This is a genomic window from Zhongshania aquimaris, from assembly GCF_019312595.1.
In the GTDB taxonomy this organism is placed as follows: domain Bacteria; phylum Pseudomonadota; class Gammaproteobacteria; order Pseudomonadales; family Spongiibacteraceae; genus Spongiibacter; species Spongiibacter aquimaris.
Genome location: NZ_JAHWDQ010000003.1, coordinates 428,792 through 446,841, shown reverse-complemented (window position 1 = coordinate 446,841; position 18,050 = coordinate 428,792). Strand labels below are relative to the sequence as shown.

General features: G+C 50.3%; 17 protein-coding genes. 7 read left to right on the top strand and 10 right to left on the bottom strand.

Annotated features, from left to right (window positions below; genetic code table 11):
• Positions 1 to 437 precede the first annotated feature (437 nt).
• Positions 438 to 1,625: a lipid-transfer protein gene (locus KXJ70_RS13640; RefSeq protein ID WP_219044059.1), complete on the bottom strand. Its 1,188-nt coding sequence runs from the start codon at positions 1,623 to 1,625 to the stop codon at positions 438 to 440.
• 23 nt (positions 1,626 to 1,648) lie between these two features.
• Positions 1,649 to 2,083, bottom strand: coding sequence for a Zn-ribbon domain-containing OB-fold protein (locus KXJ70_RS13635; RefSeq protein ID WP_219044058.1), 435 nt, complete (start codon positions 2,081 to 2,083; stop codon positions 1,649 to 1,651).
• A gap of 249 nt (positions 2,084 to 2,332) precedes the next feature.
• On the opposite strand from KXJ70_RS13635, the gene KXJ70_RS13630 reads away from it, so the two are divergent.
• The 4 genes from KXJ70_RS13630 (at position 2,333) to KXJ70_RS13615 (ending at position 6,291) form a co-directional block, all read left to right on the top strand.
• A complete protein-coding gene (locus KXJ70_RS13630) occupies positions 2,333 to 3,520 on the top strand; it encodes an acyl-CoA dehydrogenase family protein (protein WP_219044057.1) in 1,188 nt (395 codons plus the stop codon).
• Between the two features lie 31 nt (positions 3,521 to 3,551).
• On the top strand, positions 3,552 to 4,688 hold the full coding sequence (locus tag KXJ70_RS13625; protein ID WP_219044056.1) for an acyl-CoA dehydrogenase family protein: 1,137 nt from the start codon (positions 3,552 to 3,554) through the stop codon (positions 4,686 to 4,688).
• A 188-nt stretch (positions 4,689 to 4,876) separates the two neighbouring features.
• Positions 4,877 to 5,281 carry a hypothetical protein gene (locus KXJ70_RS13620; RefSeq protein WP_219044055.1) on the top strand — a complete coding sequence of 135 codons (405 nt, stop codon included), beginning with the start codon at positions 4,877 to 4,879 and terminating at the stop codon, positions 5,279 to 5,281.
• A gap of 110 nt (positions 5,282 to 5,391) precedes the next feature.
• A complete protein-coding gene (locus tag KXJ70_RS13615; protein WP_219044054.1) occupies positions 5,392 to 6,291 on the top strand; it encodes an alpha/beta fold hydrolase in 900 nt (299 codons plus the stop codon).
• A 36-nt stretch (positions 6,292 to 6,327) separates the two neighbouring features.
• On the opposite strand, the gene KXJ70_RS13610 is transcribed toward KXJ70_RS13615, so the two are convergent.
• On the bottom strand, positions 6,328 to 7,425 hold the full coding sequence (locus KXJ70_RS13610; protein ID WP_219044053.1) for a helix-turn-helix transcriptional regulator: 1,098 nt from the start codon (positions 7,423 to 7,425) through the stop codon (positions 6,328 to 6,330).
• A 358-nt stretch (positions 7,426 to 7,783) separates the two neighbouring features.
• On the opposite strand from KXJ70_RS13610, the gene KXJ70_RS13605 reads away from it, so the two are divergent.
• The 3 genes from KXJ70_RS13605 (at position 7,784) to KXJ70_RS13595 (ending at position 11,601) form a co-directional block, all read left to right on the top strand.
• Entirely contained in the window at positions 7,784 to 9,613 is a 1,830-nt protein-coding gene (locus tag KXJ70_RS13605) for a hypothetical protein (RefSeq protein ID WP_219044052.1), read from the top strand.
• A 280-nt stretch (positions 9,614 to 9,893) separates the two neighbouring features.
• Positions 9,894 to 10,748, top strand: coding sequence for a phytanoyl-CoA dioxygenase family protein (locus KXJ70_RS13600; RefSeq protein ID WP_219044051.1), 855 nt, complete (start codon positions 9,894 to 9,896; stop codon positions 10,746 to 10,748).
• Positions 10,749 to 10,758: 10 nt separating this feature from the next.
• Positions 10,759 to 11,601, top strand: a complete 843-nt coding sequence (locus KXJ70_RS13595; RefSeq protein WP_219044050.1) for an FkbM family methyltransferase — start codon at positions 10,759 to 10,761, stop codon at positions 11,599 to 11,601.
• A gap of 23 nt (positions 11,602 to 11,624) precedes the next feature.
• Here the strand turns inward: KXJ70_RS13595 and KXJ70_RS13590 are convergent, their stop codons facing one another.
• From KXJ70_RS13590 to KXJ70_RS13560, 7 genes are all read right to left on the bottom strand, one after another.
• Complete coding sequence (locus KXJ70_RS13590) at positions 11,625 to 11,936, bottom strand: DUF6587 family protein (RefSeq protein WP_219044049.1); 312 nt, start codon at positions 11,934 to 11,936, stop codon at positions 11,625 to 11,627.
• Between the two features lie 10 nt (positions 11,937 to 11,946).
• The gene (gene feoB / locus KXJ70_RS13585; RefSeq protein WP_219044048.1) at positions 11,947 to 13,809 is read right to left on the bottom strand and encodes a ferrous iron transporter B; all 1,863 of its coding nucleotides are present in this window, start codon (positions 13,807 to 13,809) and stop codon (positions 11,947 to 11,949) included.
• On the bottom strand, positions 13,806 to 14,045 hold the full coding sequence (locus tag KXJ70_RS13580; protein WP_219044047.1) for a FeoA family protein: 240 nt from the start codon (positions 14,043 to 14,045) through the stop codon (positions 13,806 to 13,808). Before KXJ70_RS13580 ends, feoB begins: the two co-directional genes overlap by 4 nt.
• A 121-nt stretch (positions 14,046 to 14,166) precedes the next feature.
• On the bottom strand, positions 14,167 to 15,075 hold the full coding sequence (locus KXJ70_RS13575; RefSeq protein ID WP_219044046.1) for a hydroxymethylglutaryl-CoA lyase: 909 nt from the start codon (positions 15,073 to 15,075) through the stop codon (positions 14,167 to 14,169).
• A 37-nt stretch (positions 15,076 to 15,112) separates the two neighbouring features.
• Positions 15,113 to 16,312, bottom strand: coding sequence for a CaiB/BaiF CoA transferase family protein (locus KXJ70_RS13570; RefSeq protein ID WP_219044045.1), 1,200 nt, complete (start codon positions 16,310 to 16,312; stop codon positions 15,113 to 15,115).
• Between the two features lie 35 nt (positions 16,313 to 16,347).
• Complete coding sequence (locus KXJ70_RS13565; protein WP_219044044.1) at positions 16,348 to 17,118, bottom strand: SDR family oxidoreductase; 771 nt, start codon at positions 17,116 to 17,118, stop codon at positions 16,348 to 16,350.
• A 24-nt stretch (positions 17,119 to 17,142) separates the two neighbouring features.
• Entirely contained in the window at positions 17,143 to 17,862 is a 720-nt protein-coding gene (locus KXJ70_RS13560; RefSeq protein ID WP_219044043.1) for a glutathione S-transferase family protein, read from the bottom strand.
• Positions 17,863 to 18,050: the final 188 nt, after the last annotated feature.

Below are 18,050 nucleotides of genomic sequence, written 5' to 3'. Positions count from 1 at the left end.
GCTCCTAGAGTAAGGTTTTAGCCGCCGAGATCTGTGTGAGTGTGCACATAGAAAAGAGGGGCTGATGAGCATCAACCCCATATTAACAATTAATAGCTTAGAAGGCGCTGTACAACTTGCTACTACTCCGCCGGATCATATGAGGTGCACCGGCCTTCTAGAGCGAATGGCGCTGGTCATCCCCGCCCTCAAAACTCCGTCATCCCCGACCCTCAAAACTCCGTCATCCCCGACCCCGATCGGGGATCCTGATGAGCGGGCTTTGAGCCGTCCTGTACTCGTAAAAAAACGATTAGATTTGACGGACATAGGTAGTCAGACGTCTGACGCTAAAGGCATTTGCTTCGCTCACCGGGCACCGGGATACTCGGTCGTGGCCGAGTATGACGATGTAGGGGAGTGACCATAATGCAATTTTGGCGTTAAGTCAGTGAGAGCTACCTTTTGAGGATCACGGAAGAGCCATGTCCAAATAAGCCCTGGTTGGCGGTAATACCAACTTTGGGGTTGGCTATCTGCCGCTCGCCCGCTTGACCGCGCAGCTGCCACGTTAACTCGCACACCTGTGCTATTGCCTGCGCCGGTACAGCTTCACCAAAGCAGGCTAAGCCGCCAGATGTATTTACCGGTAGGCGTCCACCCAGTTTAGTGGCGCCTTCGCGAACTAACTGAGCCGCTTCGCCGCGCGGGCACAGCATCAGATCTTCGTACCAATCTAGCTCCAGAGCCGACGACAAGTCGTACACCTCAGCTAGGCTGACATCTTCCGGCCCAATGCCCGCTTGTTCGTAGGCCTTTTTCGGCAGTGCCGCTCGGAAGCTGTGAGCTTCAACACCAGCAGCGGCGGCTGAATCAGTGGCAATGTCGGGCATTTCAACCACGGCACTGGCAAAACTTGGTGTGACGGTAGACACCGCGGCAACTTTAACTGCGTTGGCTTTACCGATGCGCTTTGCGTATTCCATGCTGGATACAATCATTGCCGCGCCGCCATCAGAGGTTGCGCAAATTTGTAGCAAGCGCAGCGGGTCGGCGACCATGGCGGAGTTTTTAATCTCCTCCATGGTGAACTTCTTTTTATACCGCGCATTGGGGTTGGTGAAACCGTTTTCGCTATTTTTAATTTTTACCAGTCCAAAGTCTTCCTCGGTGTCGCCGTATAAGTCCATGCGACGACGGGCGTACAGAGCAAAATAACTTGGGTTGGTAATACCTAAATAGAAACGCAGCCAATCTGGATCCTCCGGGCGATAGCCCTTGGCCGGTGCCAAAAAGCCCTTTGGCGTGGTGTCGGCACCAACCACTAAAGCAACCTCACATTCGCCAGCGAGAATCTTTGCTCGCGCAGCCGCCAATGCTTGTGAACCGGAGGCGCAGGCGGCATACGAGGTATTCACCTGAGCGCCTTGCCAGCCTAAAGCTTGGGCGATGGTGGCGCCCGCCACGTAACCGGGGTAGCCGCAGCGCATGGTCGCAGCGCCCGATACAAACTGAACGTCTTGCCAGGGGATGCCGGCGTCTTTTAGTGCTTCACGCGCTGCGTAAACGCCGTATTCGCTAAAGTTGCGCCCCCATTTACCCCAGGGGTGCATGCCGACGCCCAATACTGCAATATCTTGACTCATTACTACTTCTCCTTGGGCGGTGTTTAGCGCTGTGGCTGCCATTTCCAGGTTACTTTGATGGCGTCGTCATCTTCGTGCAGGGTTTCGAGCACCAGTTCTGCGGTCTGTCCGACTTTCATTTGATCAACATCTACGCCTTTGACTACTTGCCCGAGAATGATCATTTTCTCTTTCTCTAATTCCACCGCCGCGATGGCATACGGAACAAAGGGCTCTTCGGCAACAAACGGCTCCGGTGGCTTGTAGCAGGCATTGGTGTAAGACCAAATTTTGCCAGTACGGCTAAGCTCCACTTCATTGAATGTGGTGCTGTCGCACGCGGGGTTCTTACAAAAGCTCAGCGTTTTAGGAAAGTAGTAAGTCCCGCATTTATCGCAGCAAGCGCCAATAAGATGAGGGGTATCCGTGTCGAGTGTGAACCAGCCCTCTATGGCGGCCTGCACGGGTTTGTTGGTCATTTTAAGTCTCCACCGAATGGACGGGTGATGCCGCAAGTAGGGGTTAGTTAGGCCTGCGAATCTGTCTCATATTAACAGGCAAATCATCGCAAGATCAGTGACTTGGCGCTATCGTCTGAATGGCTGATTACGGCCTGCTAAACACCTGACTGCAATTGTCACTGGGGTGAGTGAATTTGCAATTGTGGTAACTGGGCCAAGGCCTATGATTGGTCTGTAAAGATAAACGGTCAATAGTAGGGGACGGAAATGAAAGTTGAGTTTACCGCAGCGCAAGACGCTTTGCGCAAAGAGTTGCGGGCCTATTTTGAAAATTTGATGACCCCAGACTTAAAAGCTGAGTGCGATGAAGCAATGGGCGAGGGTGGCGGACCGCTGTGGCGAGAAGCACTCCAAAAGATGGGTAAAGACGGTTGGATAGGGGTGGGCTGGCCTAAAGAGCTAGGTGGCCGAGGAATGAGCCCTATCGAGCAGTTCATTTTTGTTGAAGAAGTGATGCGGGCGGGCTACCCGTTCCCCTTTCTCACCACGGAATCTGTTGGGCCGCAGCTTGCTGAACATGGTAATGAGCGTCAGAAGCGCGAGATTGTGCCCAAAATCTTAGCGGGTGAGTGTCTTATTGCGATTGGTTATTCAGAGCCGGGTGCTGGCACCGATCTCGCGAGCCTGAAAACGACCGCGGTGAAAGATGGCGACGGTTGGCTTATCAACGGCCAGAAAATGTGGACAAGCCTTGCGCATTTCTGTGACTACGTGTGGTTGGCATGTCGCACTGACCCAGATGCAGCTAAACCCCATAAAGGCATTTCCATGTTTATGGTGCCGACCAGCGATCCGGGTTGGAGCTGCAGCCCCGTTCACACCCTAGGCGAAGTGCGAACCAACGCGACCTTCTATGACAATATTCGAGTTGCTGACGACGCCATGGTTGGCGAGTTGCACGGTGGCTGGAAGCTCGTGACCAGCCAGTTAAACCGTGAGCGTTTGAGTTTGGTCAACTTTGGTCCAACCGCAGAAATGTTCAACAATATCGTGCGTTGGGCTCAGCAATTGGATTTGCCCACTGGCGGTAAGCTTATAGACGAACCCTGGGTGCAAATCAATCTTGCCAAGGTGCGGGCGGGTGTAGAGGCCTTAAAACTGGTTTGTTACAAGCAAGCTTGGGCGATGACCGAAGGCAATCTTGAAATGGCAGATGCCTCGGCGGCCAAAGTATATGGCTCGGAATTTTTCATCGAAGTGTATCGTCTCTTGGGCGAGGTGATTGGTGAAGCCTCTCTAATTAGTCGCAGAACCGACGGCGCGAATCCTATTGCGTCCCGCATAGAGCGTTTGTATCGCACCGCCTCGATCATCACCTTTGGTGGTGGTACCAATGAAATACAGCGCGACATTATTTCTGCCGCAGGCCTGTGGATGCCGCGTGCATCGCGTTAATTCTGCGAATTACGATATTGAGGATTAGATCATGGATTTCGGATTTTCTGAGCAGCAGCGCGACGTACAGAATTTGGCGCGCCAGATATTGAGTGAGAATGTAAGTGCTGAGAAATTAAGTCAGTACGACGATTATAAAGCAGAGCGCTTTGATCGTGAGTTGTGGCAGAAGCTTGCTGAAGCCGGCTTGCTCGGCGTGGCCGTCAGTGAAGAATACGGCGGCATGGGCTTTGGCTTTTTCGAGCTGGGATTATTAGTAGAAGAGGCGGGCCGTACCATTGCGCCACTGCCGTTAGTTTCGCACCTGATTTCAGCTGCATTACCCATTCAGCAGTTTGGCAGCACGGCGCAAAAGCAGCAGTGGTTGCCAGGGGTGGCTAGTGGTGAGCTGATGCTTACGGCGGCATTGTGCGAAGCTCATAACGACGACCCTGCACAGCCCTATTTGACGACGGCCAGTGCTGACGGTGATGGTTTGCTCCTTAATGGCGAGAAGACCAATGTGCCGTTTGCGCATATCGCCAATAGAATACTGTTGGCTGCCAGAACCAATGACGGTATCGCTGTTGTATTACTAGACCCCAAAGCAGCGGGTGTAAGTCTTACCGCGCAGCAAGTGACAAGCTATGAGCCGCAATACGTGCTGCACTTAGATAATGTCCGTATTGGCGCGGGCGATATATTAGCAGCGGGTAGCGACGGTAGCGCGGCAATGCAGTGGATCGCAGAGCGCAGCACCGTGGCATTATGTGCACATCAGCTGGGTGCGAGCGACAAAGCCATGCGCATGTCTGCGTCTTACACCGCCGAGCGTAAACAATTTGGTGTATTAATTTCTACCTTTCAGGCGGTGGGTCACCGGGCCGCAAACTGTTTCATAGATGTTGAGTGTCTGCGCTTAAACACATATCAGGCGATTAGTCGCTTAGACGGCGGCTTGGACGCGACAAACGAAGTACAAATCGCCAAAATCTGGGCTGGCGATGTCGGTCACCGCGTCAGCTATGCTGCCCAGCATTTACATGGCGGCACTGGCATTGATAGGGATTACCCGCTTTGGCGTTACTGCACGTGGTTGCGCCACAATGAAATGGCGCTGGGAAGTTCTGCAAAAACCTTAGCAAAGCTAGGTAAGCGTATAGCGGCAGGAGAGGCATTCTGTAGTTAGTAGATTAGCCTCTCGCTATTCAGCCGCCTACGGGCGGCTTTTTTGTAGCTGCAATTTAGTGACAGCAGGTCAAAGCTATCTATACTGAGTGCAATAGACTGGGTTTTATTTAACGGTCATGGACAATGGGTGTTAGCATCAGGCTCATAGCGTCACTCGAACTCTCTTGAAATCAATAGGATATTATAATGAATCAGCTCCGAATTATCGCCGCATGCCTTTTATTCGGTGCTACTTGCTGTACGGCGAATGCCGCTGAAACAGGAGATATTAAAGGGGAAGTTGGTTTTGTAGACGAGAAAACGGGGGTGACGGTTGAGGCTGTGGAGCAAGGTGAAAAGTCGGGGGAATACCGTGTGTTGATCTCGGTGCCGCGCAAAGGTGACTCGCCGGCAATGGAGATCGAGGAAATTCTGGTTACCGCGCCGGAGCTAAAACCAGATGACGACGCCGCAGTTCCGCCACGCTATGAGTTTGTAAAAGATTACAGTGAAGATCGTTATGGTTTTTATGTCTACATTGGTAAAAGTCGCGATTGGCCCTTTCGTATTTACTTCAAAGACCACGACAGCGACGTGCTCCACAATCGCTAAATTGCCCGCAAAACTCCCTAAAAGCGGTACCAGCAATGTAATATATTCTTAGTGGCCTTTCAGGCAGCTATGGCTGTTATTACAGCTCTCATCATTAGGGGATGTTTGGTATGGAGTGGACGCGCAGCCGCATTGCCGTAAGCGAAGGCATTGAAATGGCCTACGAAGAAATCGGCGCGCCAGATGCCCCCGTCATTTTGCTCATTATGGGTTATGCGAGTCAGTTAATTGTGTGGCCGGAATCCTTCTGCCACCGCTTGGCGGATGGTGGCTATCGCGTTATTCGTTTTGATAATCGCGACGTTGGATTATCGACCAAATTGAATGACGCAGCGGTTCCGAATGTTATTGCCCTGCGGCTGCGCCAGCAGATTAAACTGCCTCTCAAGGTCGCCTACACCTTAGATGATATGACAGCCGATACGGTTGCCTTGCTAGATGCCTTAAGTATTTCCAGCGCTCATATTGTTGGCGCGTCGATGGGCGGTATGATCGCCCAATTGCTCGCTGTAAATTATCCGGAGCGCGTCAACTCCTTGGTGTCATTAATGTCGAGTTCCAGCTACGGGGGAATGAAACCTAAAATACTCTGGCATATATTGAATAAAGCCGCCCCAGATCGCGATGCGCAAATAGCCCACTCTTTAAAAACATGGCAATTAATTTCTAGTCCCAAATTCGGTGATCCAGTGCAGCAATTGCGCGTAAGAATTGAAGCGGCTTACGAGCGCGCTCATTATCCTGCGGGAAAAGCCCGGCATATGGCGGCTATTATGGCGAGCGGTAGTCGTAGAAAAAAACTCCGCAACATCAAAGTGCCAACACTAGTGATACATGGAGACAAAGATCCAATGCTGCCGCTGAGAGGGGCGAAAGATACCGCCCGTCGAATTCCTAATGCGCGCCTGGAATTGGTTGCGGGAATGGGGCACGACTTGCCCGAGGCGCTTTTAGAAAAGCTGGTGGGCTTAATATTGGGGCATGTGCAGCGTGCATCTACTGCACAGTAAATCTAATTTTGGCTGTTGAATTGCGAATGCGGCCAGTTAAATATATTGAATTAAATTCGCCATGAGCTCGCGCTGGCTATTGAAATTGGTTTTTCGATAGACCGCCATCAACTGTGATTTTACTGTGTTAAACGAAACGTGCGCGTGAGCTGCAATGCCGTGCAAATCCATGCCGCTGTAAAGAAGTTTTACCGTCCTTAATTCTTTAGGTGTTAAATCCAAATCCTGACTTACTCGTGACCAATCAGGTTGTTTGCTGGTTGTTATTTCTATAACACAGCACATATCAGTGTAATTATTAAAATCACTTTCGGCGTGCACCGGGTATGCTGTAAGGCGCAGGGCGTCTTCGTCATCTCTTAATTGAATTGATAAGGGGTCAGGTGCTTTGGCTTGTATCCATGCCATTGTCGCGCCGACAAACTCCTTTACTTGATTAAAGTGCGATGCATTCTTGCAGTTTAGTTTACCGTTTCTTTCCAATAAAATACTTTGATTTTGTAACAGGTGACTAGCTGCATTATTGGTGATTTTTAGATTTAATTTATCGTCCAACAATATAAGTGCGTTTGGGTTTTTCTCTAGAATTGCCTGATATAGCGAAATCTGCTGTTGCTGGCGTAAAAGTAGATTGTGTAAATGAAAGGCGCGATTTATGTGTGGTGTCATCATTTCCATAAGGCGAACATCCTCGACGGAGTAGTCCTCTTTAAACTTATGCCTGTTCATCACGGTGAATGAGTTTAAGTCGTTGTCTCTTACAGGAATGGTGGCCAGTACATGTTCACAGCCTGCTTGCTCAAACAGTGGATATAAACTGTAGCTGGGCAATTTTTCTGTAGAGACTATATCAGAACCTCGAAAACAGGCTGATTCGGTTTGATCGAGCGAGTGAACATAGAAGGGGTCTTCGGCGATTCTGGGCATGTATTGATTTAAAAAAAGATCGTGGTCGAAGCCGTCTTCGGTCGAAATAAATTCTGAGAAAAAAGGGCTTGAGCTGTGCTGGTCTGTCATGACCAGCCAGCCGATATTTGATTGGGTTGCTGTCATTAGTTCATTTAAGAATGAGTGCCAATCGCTATTGAGTGCCGCTTGGTAAACCAGGTTTGTTAATTTGTTCAGGGTTTCCACTACGTCTCACTTCTACCGCAATATCAGCCGGCGCCCGGAGCCGGCTATTGAAATGTATATTCCATCCAGATAGATGAAAGGCCTGAGTGTTATAACTCAATACTTAAGCCGAAGTAAATTAAAAATCTATTTATAACAAATGCTTAATTGTCTTTATAGTTTGTGTGCTCTGCTGGCAGATGTGGCTTTCTGTGCAAAAAACATACAGTTAATCGCGGTGTTTTCTTCTGATATTACAACGCATAGCCATTTTCATCTTTTTGGATGAAACACATATTCTAACGACTCTTATAATTGCTGCCCACATGTCTGGGGTCTTCGTATTCTGACAGTACGATAAAATATCGAGATGTAGATCATGAATATTAAGTTGTTAAGCGCAATGAATCTGATGCTGCTAATTACCGCGTGTGGCGGTGGTTCCTCGGGAGGCGGCGCTTCACCTCCATCAGTTCCCGATCCAGAACCAAACCCGATTCCGGATATTGAAACGCCATTAAGCGGCTTTTTTATTGATAGTTCAGTGTCAGGGCTTACCTATAAAACCGCATCCACATCAGGCACTACAGATGCCGATGGTAAGTTCACCTATTTGCAAGGCCAGGAAATAAGCTTTTATATTGGCGAATCGTTCATCGGCAAGTCGGAAGGTGGCGAATTAATCACGCCACTTGAATTATTCGGCACGACAGACCTGTCCGATACCGCCGTTATCAACCTCGCACGTCTTTTGCAAACGCTGGACAATGACGCGGATCCAGTCAACGGTATTGAAGTTTCAAGCGAAACTGCTGATGTCTTGACTAGTGTCGCTGCCGACGGTCTCGATTTCAGCGATGCGAATTTCGCTGCTCATGAAGATGTGCTCGCGCTACTGGCTTCCTTGAGCATTGATGAGCTTGTGCCAGCTGCAGATGCGTTCGAGCATTTAAGCCAGTCAATTAATAGTGAGTATGCAAAAGCGCAGCGAGGCCTGCCAATACCGGCCTTTAATGCGCATATCGGCGGCAGGACCTATTATTCAAATGTGTACGATGCGGAAGACGATAATGCCGAGGCAGTGACCATTGATACCTTGGCAGATGGTCAATCACTGCCACGGTATGACTTGCCCTATGGCGCGCAGCCTTTCTTTGATTTTACGGCGTCAGATACTAGCCAGAGCGGTATCGGCATAGCCCAATCCTATATCTGGGTAGATGATGTTCTCAGCGATAATCCGCAACTGAAAATAAACTTGTTTGGTTTAGATCGAGCGAAGCTGCTAGACGAGAGCCTGGGGCTTGCCTACCGCATTACCGGCACCTCGTCAGACGGCAGTGAATACACGGTCACCACATTAGTCGATCCCGATGAGTGGCGAGGCACGATACTTGTGAATAACGCCGTAGTGTGGGACGAAGTAGGTGTGCTGGGGGCGTTTTATAGTGACGCGAATAGAACCAGTCTTTGGCTGCCACTACAGGCTTTAGATCTGAATTATTCAAATCTCACCGCGTGGAAAAAAGTAGAAGTTAAGTTCTTTATATTCAATTTAGCGAATGTTTCTGTTACTAACCCGAGTATCGTGCATAGTTTTCCTGCTATTTCGTCGAGCTTTGAAGAAGCTAAAGTCTTGCCCGCACAAAAAGTGCATCTTACCTTTACCGCATATAATCAGCGCAGCGAATACCCTCCCATTGAATCTAGCGCGGGCTGCAATTACCAATCAGAAGTAAGTTTTGTTGGCGACATCACCTGGGAAGAGCGGCGTGGTGAAACGGGGTTGTGGCGCGGACATGAGGCGACATTGATCGGTGTGCAAAATGATAAGCGAACGCCTGATATTACTAACTTTGATGGCACTCAAGTACCCTGTGATGACGATTATGAGTACGCCGCTGCTAGCGGATTTACATTGCTACAGGATCAGCAACAAATAACGCTTCGGGATATGATGCGTTTATTTACACCGAAGTATAACGAAACCTTGTACGACAATGCCGGGTTTTTAGTGCCGCAAGACGTTGTCGAAGATCCTAATGCCAGGATCGATACGTATACAGTCGACCCCATTACTCAGCAAATTACCATTTCAGGTCAATCGCCGTGCTCAGAAATTTTGATCTGTGTCGGTGGGGATTTTGATGAAGATGTGTTTGATTGGACTCTAAGTTTGACGCCGGTCGAGAACGCAGCGGCGCCTTGAGTGTAATACGTCTTTTAAAAGAGTTTAGTGAGGCTCCCGAGCCTGACTGAACGTCACGCCAGGGAAGGTGTGACATTTTAATTCGCGCTACAGACATAAGATCTAGTAGCCACTAATCTGCTGTCCGACGATGGTGGGCGCATGTTGTCGCGGCCAGGATAGAAGAGCAATTACCTGTCTAGATGTTAATAGATAAATATTAGCGTTCCGATTCTGACTTGCGTAAAATCGGAGGGATTATTTTACGCTAAATCCCCTTACTTAATTGGCATCCATCTTCATGGCCAGTGATCAAGCACTTATCGTTTCCGACGTCAATGAGGCGCCGGAAATTCTTCGCAGCCGGTTTCAGGAGTGGGGTTATCTCTATTTCAAACAATATGCGGCCGCCTCAAAATGTGAAGCCTTGCTAGGCGATATCCTCTCTCGCTTATCGCCTCACGTCGCGCTGGATGAATCCCGGCAATTGCCCGTGCTTACCGGTGACGCCTTTGTAGAAACCGATGGGATTTGGGACGAGGTATATCCTAAAATCCAAGCCTTGGAATCTTTTCATGGTTTCTTCCACGATCCTCATCTTCTGCAGCTGATGCGCACCGTCAGTAACAGTGAGGTATTTGTATACCCCATGAAAATGGCGCGAATATCAACGCCCAAAAAGGTCGGTTACGAAACGCCGCCCCATCAGGATGCCCGCTCTCATGTTGCGCCGAGCACCATGGCGGGTATCTGGGTTGCTCTGCATGATATTTCAACTGAAATGGGCCGCCTCAAAATACTGCCTGCTTCGCATAAACGCGGTATGCGGGAAGTCGTAAAATCTCCTGGTGTCGGCAATGTTCAGTGCGAGATTTACCCGGACGAAAATACGTGGCATGTGTCTGATGTGAGTCAAGGCGACGTCATTATATTCAACGCGTTTACCGTGCACGCCGCGCAGCCCAACATTAGCGACGCGGTTGTGCGAATGAGTGTCGACACTCGCTTTTGTGACTACGGCGCACCGGTATTCTCCAGTAATTTGGAGCCGCATCACGGCTGGCGCATCGATGGCTTAAGTTGGCCGCAAATTTATGCAAACTGGCAGAATGCCAACCTGCAATACTACTGGGCTGACTACCCGAATTTCACATAGGGTAGGGATAATGGCTGATAATAATCAGATTCAGGCGAACGGCGCCGCGCAGCTCGTTGAACTTAATATATCGGGTTTGGGTAAGCGGCTGACAATGAATGTTCACGGCGCAAACGACACCATCATTTCTGAAAAGCTGCGTAATGAGCAGTGCTGGGAACCCTACGAAACCCATCTCGTCGTCACCCACTTTCGCCCCAGTGGGGTCTTTCTCGATATCGGTGCCAATATCGGTTATTACACTTTATTGGCCAGCTCGATTGCAGGGCAAGAAGGCCAAGTTATAGCTTACGAGCCGGACGTCGAGAACTTTGCCTTGTTACAGGAAAACGTCAGCCTGAATCAGTTGGACAACGTGGTGCTTCATCCTTTAGCACTAAGTGACCGCAACGAAGACGGCAAGTTGTTTCTGTCGTCTGATAACTTTGGTGACCATCGTATTTATTCGGACGGCGGTGAACGCCATAGCCGTTCTATTCGGTTGGTGCACGGCGATCAACACCTTGAACCCCAAACCCAACATATAGATTTTTTAAAAATAGATACTCAGGGCGCCGAGTATTTTGTGGTAAATGGACTGCGGAATCTCATTGCTGCCAATAGCGAGCACCTCTGTATTATTTTGGAATTTTGCCCTTACGGGATTCGCCATTCGGGAGCTGATGGCCATCAGCTTATCGAATTGCTAGAGAGTTTTGGAATGCAGTACCACATTATCGATCACATCGAACATCGATTGATTCCCGCGCAAGCCAAGCACTTGAGTGACTGGGTTGAGGAGCTGGCGCAAGAGCCAAGCAACGAGGGTTTTATTAACTTACTCGTGACTCCGCGTGGTTATGCTGCCGTTTAGGCGACCTGTACCGAAGTTCTAATTTAATTCCCGCTGGTATTTATTTTAACGCTAAGAATTTGCTCCCCATCACCGTCATTTTGCGAGAGTGCTTGGCCGCATGCCTGACAACTACTACAGCCACTGCTGCCGCAGCTACCCGCTTTGAGTTGGTTTAGGCGCAGCCGTTTGCCGGCGAAATGAAATACGGCGGCGCGTTGCGGCTGCAGTAACAGATTGGCGAGTTTGTCGAGATACAAGCCTGTTAGCTGCGGGAAGAGATGGCGCAGGCTGATAGCCAAGCTGACTAGCAGAATGGAAGAGAGTATGAAATATTGAATCGTGTCTTGGAACATCTTCGCCTCGTCAGTTAAGTAGCGCGGTGCTGAGTTGGAAAACCAAAAATGACGCTATGTACGCCAGTGCAAAGAGATAAAAAACGGCAAAGCCCATCACCCGCCAAGAGTTGGTTTCACGGCGAATAACCGCCAGCGTCGAAATGCATTGCGGTGCAAAAACAAACCAGGCCAATAGCGATAAGGCGGTGGGTAATGACCATTGTTGGGCGATTAATTCGCCAAGTTTCTGGCTGATCATATCGTCACTGCCGGACATGGCGTAAACGGTGCCGAGAGCTGACACCGCCACTTCACGCGCCGCCAAGCCCGGAATTAACGCGATACATATTTGCCAGTTAAAGCCGATGGGTTCAAATACCACAGAGATCATTTGCCCCAGGCGACCGGCAATACTGTAGTCGATCGCCGTGCCGACATAGTCGCTTGGCGCACTGGGAAAGGTGCAGAACGCCCATAGCAAAACGGTGAGCGCAAAAATAATACCGCCCACGCGGCGCAGAAAAATCTTGGCCCTTTGCATTAAACCCATGGCGACGTCGCGTGGGTTGGGTATGCGATAGGCGGGCAGCTCCATTAGAAGAGCGTGCTCGCTTTTATCGCGACGCAGCCATTTCATAATATAGGCCACCAACAAGGCGCTTAAAATGCCGGCAAAGTAGAGCGCAAATAGCACCAAGCCCTGAAGATTGAACAGCCCAGCAACCTGTTGTCTTGGAATAAACGCCGCGATCAGCAGGGTGTAGACGGGTAGCCGCGCGGAACAGGTCATCAGCGGTGCCACCAGTATTGTTGTCATTCGGTCGCGCGGGTCTTGAATGCTGCGAGTTGCCATTATTCCGGGGATGGCGCAGGCAAAGCTAGACAACAAGGGGATAAACGCGCGGCCGGTCAGGCCCGCATTGAACATAATTTTGTCTAGCAAATAGGCGGCGCGGGGGAGGTAGCCAGACTCCTCCAGCAAGAGAATAAAAAGGAAAAGGATTAATATCTGCGGCAGAAAAACTAAGACATTGCCCAGGCCCGCAATAATTCCCTCGTTAATCAAGCTGTAGAGCGCAGAGCCCGGTGTGATAGGTGCAGTGACAAATGTGCCGATCTGCTCGATGCCGCTGGTAATGCCGTCCATCAAGGGCGCGGCCCAAGAGAACACCGCTTGGAACATAAAAAATAAGATTGCTGCGAGAATGAATAGACCGCTGACGGGATTGAGCAGTAGGGCGTCGAGGTGATCATCGATGCTGGAATTTCGCTCTTCTCCGCAACGTGATACATAGTTCTCTAACATGCCTTTAACGCGCTCATGGCGCGCGTCCAGATCTCGGTCTTCTATCTGTGTTGGTATTCGCCAATGCTGCTTTGAGAGCTGATCTAGCAGTGGTTTGGCGCCGTTTCTTTGGACAGCAACGGTTTCTACAACGGGTATTCCCAGCTCATCGGCAAGTCCGTCGGTGTCGATGTTGATGCCTTGCCGGCGGGCACTGTCCATCATGTTCAGCGCGATGATCATTGGTTGACCCAGTGCGGTCAGTTCAAGTGCAAAGCGCAGGTGCAGGCCAAGATTAGTGGCATCCATCACACAGACAATGAGTTCTGGTTGCGCTTCGCCGTGATACTTGCCGCCCAGCACATCTCGGGTAACCGCTTCGTCTGGGCTCGTTGCGGTTAAGCTGTAGGCACCGGGTAAATCCAAAATTTGAAGGCTGAACTCGTCGTTGACACGACAAAGCCCCTCTTTGCGTTCAACGGTGACACCGGCGTAATTGGCGACTTTTTGTTTACTGCCGGTTAGCAAATTAAAAAGCGCTGTCTTGCCGCAATTGGGGTTGCCCACCAAGGCAATGCGGTGGTTTGCAGGTACTGCTAGACTCATAAACTTGTCACGACTTGAATGCGTTGCGCTTCCTTTTTGCGCAGTGCGAAGCGTGTGTTACCAACGCGCACAACTAGCGGATTCCCACCTAAAAACCCCTTTGCGAGAATCTTTACAGAGGCGCCGACCACAAAGCCCAGCTCGCGGAGGCGGTGGGCAATGGCATCGTGTGCGCAGTCATCGATGACGCTTAATACGGTTGCTTGGCCACCTTTAGGCAGCTGAGATAGGTTCATAACAGGATTTTTCATGCAGCAAATGGTAATGAGTCTCATTGTACTCTTAGCTGTGATGAATCTCCATGACCAAATTGGGGAAGAGGAATCTTACACTGATGTTAGCGGCTTTGGTTTAGCGCTAGAGCAATCCTTTCTCAACCTGGCGTTTAATCCATTTTGCCGAGTTGGCGCTGGTGTTGGTGCGAGTTTGTGCGGCTACTAAATCTGCGGCTGTAATGAGCTTGCCTAAATCGATACCGGTGTCGAAGCCCATTTGATTGAGCATTAACACCACGTCTTCGGTGGCAACATTGCCGGAGGCGCCCGGTGCGAAAGGACAGCCGCCTAGGCCGCCAATCGATGAGTCGAACTTGCGAATGCCGCATTCCACCGCCGCGTACAAATTGGCAACACCCATGGCGCGGGTGTCGTGAAAATGGCAGGACAGACGGTGCGCGCCGAACTCACTCACCAGTTTCGTCATAAGAGACCTCACCTGCCCCGGTGAGGCTGCGCCAATGGTGTCGGCGAGCACGACTTCCTGTGCGCCAGCCGCGAACAGTTCGGCGCATAAGTCGATGACGGTATTTTCTGGTATCAGGCCTTCAAACGGGCACTCCCACGCCGTGGCAATGCAGGCGAGGGTAATTAACTCATCGGTATGACTTCTGCCCAGCACATCTTTTGCAAAGCTCATGACCTGGCTATTGCTCATGCGGATATTCTTTTCGTTCATAGTATTGCTGGCGGCAATCACAAGGCTAACCGTATCGATACCAGAGGCTTTGGCTAACTCATACCCTTTTAGGTTTGGAATCAATGCCGAGAAGTGAAAATCCCCTTTAGGCAAAGCGGCAATGACGTCCGCGGTACCGCTCATGGCGGGCACGGCAGCAGGGGACACGAAAGAACCCACTTCAATATGTTTTACACCCGCGGCGATGAGGGCATGAATCAGTGCAACACGCTGCTGAGGCTCAAGAATGACGGCTTGGTTTTGCAAACCATCGCGGGGGCCAACGTCATTGATGATGATTTTTTCTGCCATCGGGGAGTCCGTATGCTTCTATTTGTGAGGCGAGTTATCAGGCAATGATACCAGCGGCCTTCAGGTTTGCGGTATCCGCAGTGCTGTAATTCGCTAATTCTGCCATGATTTCGTCGGTATTCTGCCCGAGCAGTGGCGCCGCCGAGAAGGACTCTTCACCGCTTCGCGAAAGTTTGATGGGGTTGCCGGGGCCTTTTGTACTTTTGCCCGCAGGGTGTTTTAACTCAACCAGCATATTGCGGTGCTGTATCTGCGGGTCGCTTAAGGCCTGGGCAAAGTTATTGACCGGCGCTACCGGAATGCGCGCCGCGTTTAATTTTGTTAACCAGTTGGCGCTGGTGTCTAGCCGGAAAATATCGGCTAACGTTTTATCGATAAATTCCTTGTCGGCTAGTCGACCGGGTTGGTCGTCGTATTCTGGTTTATCTAATTCCGCGCAGTTCACCAAGATTTTTAGATTTTGCCAAAAATTGTCGGTAAGCACGCAAATCACAATATGCCCATCAGCCGTTGGATAGCAATTGTAGGGAACATGTACAAAGTGGCTGTTGCCAATGGGGTGGGGGGTCTCGCCGGATAAACAGTGCATGGTGGCCATATAATTTAAGAGCGAGACTTGCACGTCTAACATTGAGATATCAACGTGCTGGCCCAGGCCAGAGCTATACCGTTCGATAATGGCGCTCATCACCCCCATAATGCCGAACATGCCGCCGCCTAAATCGCCGATGGGAATACCCGCGCGCATAGGCTGGTTAGCATCGGTGCCGGTAATCGACATGCCGCCGCCGTAGGCCTGAGCGACTTGGTCAAAAGCGGGGCGGTTTGCACCCGGCCCGCTTTCCCCAAAGCCGGTGATAGAGCAGGTGATGATGCGGGGATTCACTACAGATAAATGCGCGTAATCAATTTTGAGTTTAGCGGGTACGCCTGCGGCGTAATTATTAATAACAACATCTGCCGTTTTAACCAAATCATAAAAAATGCGCAGACCGTCTTCGCATTTTAAGTCGATGGCGATGCTGCGTTTATTGCGGTTTAAGGTAATGAAATACGCGCCCATGCCGTCGATCGAATTTTTGGGATCGCTGGCAAGCAATTTACGTGTGCCTTCTCCGCCAATCGGTTCGACTTTAATTAAATCTGCACCTAAGTCTGCCAGCGTCATTGTGCAAAAGGGGCCAGACAGCATGTGGGTCAAATCTAAAACACGAATATTGTTGAGGGGTTTATTCATAGCCGACTCTAATTTTATTTTTGATTCGCGGCGGTTTAGCCAGCGCTAATAACTGAGCCGCCGTCTATTACCAGAAGCCCCCCGGTCATATAAGACGAGGCTCTAGAGCATAAATAAATCACGGTGCCGGCGGCATCTTCCAGCTTGCCCATGCGGTTCATGGGGATGTTGTTGTTTAAGGCCTCTTCGTCTTCCATCAAATACGCAGTCATATTGCTGGGGAATAAACCCGGCGCGATGGCATTCACATTGATATGTTCTTTAACCAAACTGGCCGCTAGTTGTTGCGTGAGCTGAACCACGGCTGCTTTGCTGGCCGAGTATGAGAAAGTAGGCTGCTGTGAATAGCGCAAGGCATAAACAGATGCCAAATTTACAATGCGGGCGGGGTCGTCTTTGCTTGCGCTGGCGCGCAGTAAAGGAAGTAATTTTTGAGTCAGGAAAAACACCGATTTAACGTTGAGGTCCATCACTTTGTCCCAGCCACTCTCTGGGAATTCGTCGATGGGTGCGCCCCATGTTGCGCCAGCGTTATTGATGAGAATGTCGAGCTTGGTCTCCCTTGCACTGATCTCTTTCGCCAGCTTGCTGATGCCGTCGAGTTGCGATAAATCAGAGGGGATCGCGATACACTCGCCCAGCTCGGCAAGTCGTGCGCGAGTGGTTTCCAGTTCTTCAGCTTTGCGCGAGGTGATATAGACCTTGGCGCCAGCGCGAAGGAAGCCCTCGGCGATCATCGCGCCAATGCCGCGGGAACCGCCGGTCACCAATGCCGTTTTGCCAGCAATAGAAAATAAGTCCTGCATGGGAGCTCCTCGGTAGCAATGTAATTAGCGTTGGCGATATTGTTCTTCGCCAAAGGAATAAGACCACGTCTTTTCATCTAATTCCATTTTGAAATTCGGCGGCAGCTTATAAACCCAGCCGTGGATTAAATCTTTACCACGCTCTACCGCAGGGCGCTGCTCTATGCGTGTAAACCAGTCGTGCAGTTGGGGAAAGTCTTTGTCTAAGTGAATATCGATCAAGGGCAGGGCGCGCAGCCACGGCCAGCAGGCAATATCGGCAATCGAATAATCGCCAGCTAGATAGTCCTGGTTTTGAAGCTGACCTTCCAGTACACGGCATTGACGCATGCTTTCATTCACGTAGCGTTCGCGGGCGTAATCCTGCTGCACACGGGCGTAGCGAATAAAATGGTGGGCTTGACCCTGCATTGGGCCAACGCCCGCTACCTGGAACATCAGCCACTGTAATTGCTGAAAGCGTGTGACCGGGTCCTTTGCCATCAACTTGCCGGTCTTTTCCGCCAGATAGATCAGTATGGCGCCAGTTTCAAAGATCACCATGGGCTCGTCACTGCCAGATATGGGGTCGTGGTCTACTAGCACCGGTAGTTTGTTGTTGGGATTCAGCGCGAGCAACTCAGGCTTAAATTGATCGCCTACACTGATGTCGTAGGGAATCACATTGTATTCAAGACCTAACTCTTCGAGCGCGATAGAAATTTTATGGCCATTGGGCGTAGGAACGGTATGCAGGTCGATCACGGTGCGACTCTCCTTATTTAATTGTCAATTATGTTGACATTGTGGGCCGGTGATTGTCCAGCGGAATTTGTTTGTTTAACACCGCGCTCGAACTGAGTGGTGAGCACTTGACGGCGGCTTGCTGACACGTTAATAATGTAAACATAATTGACAATGTTGGCGCTTCACAGCGCTGGCGATACATAATA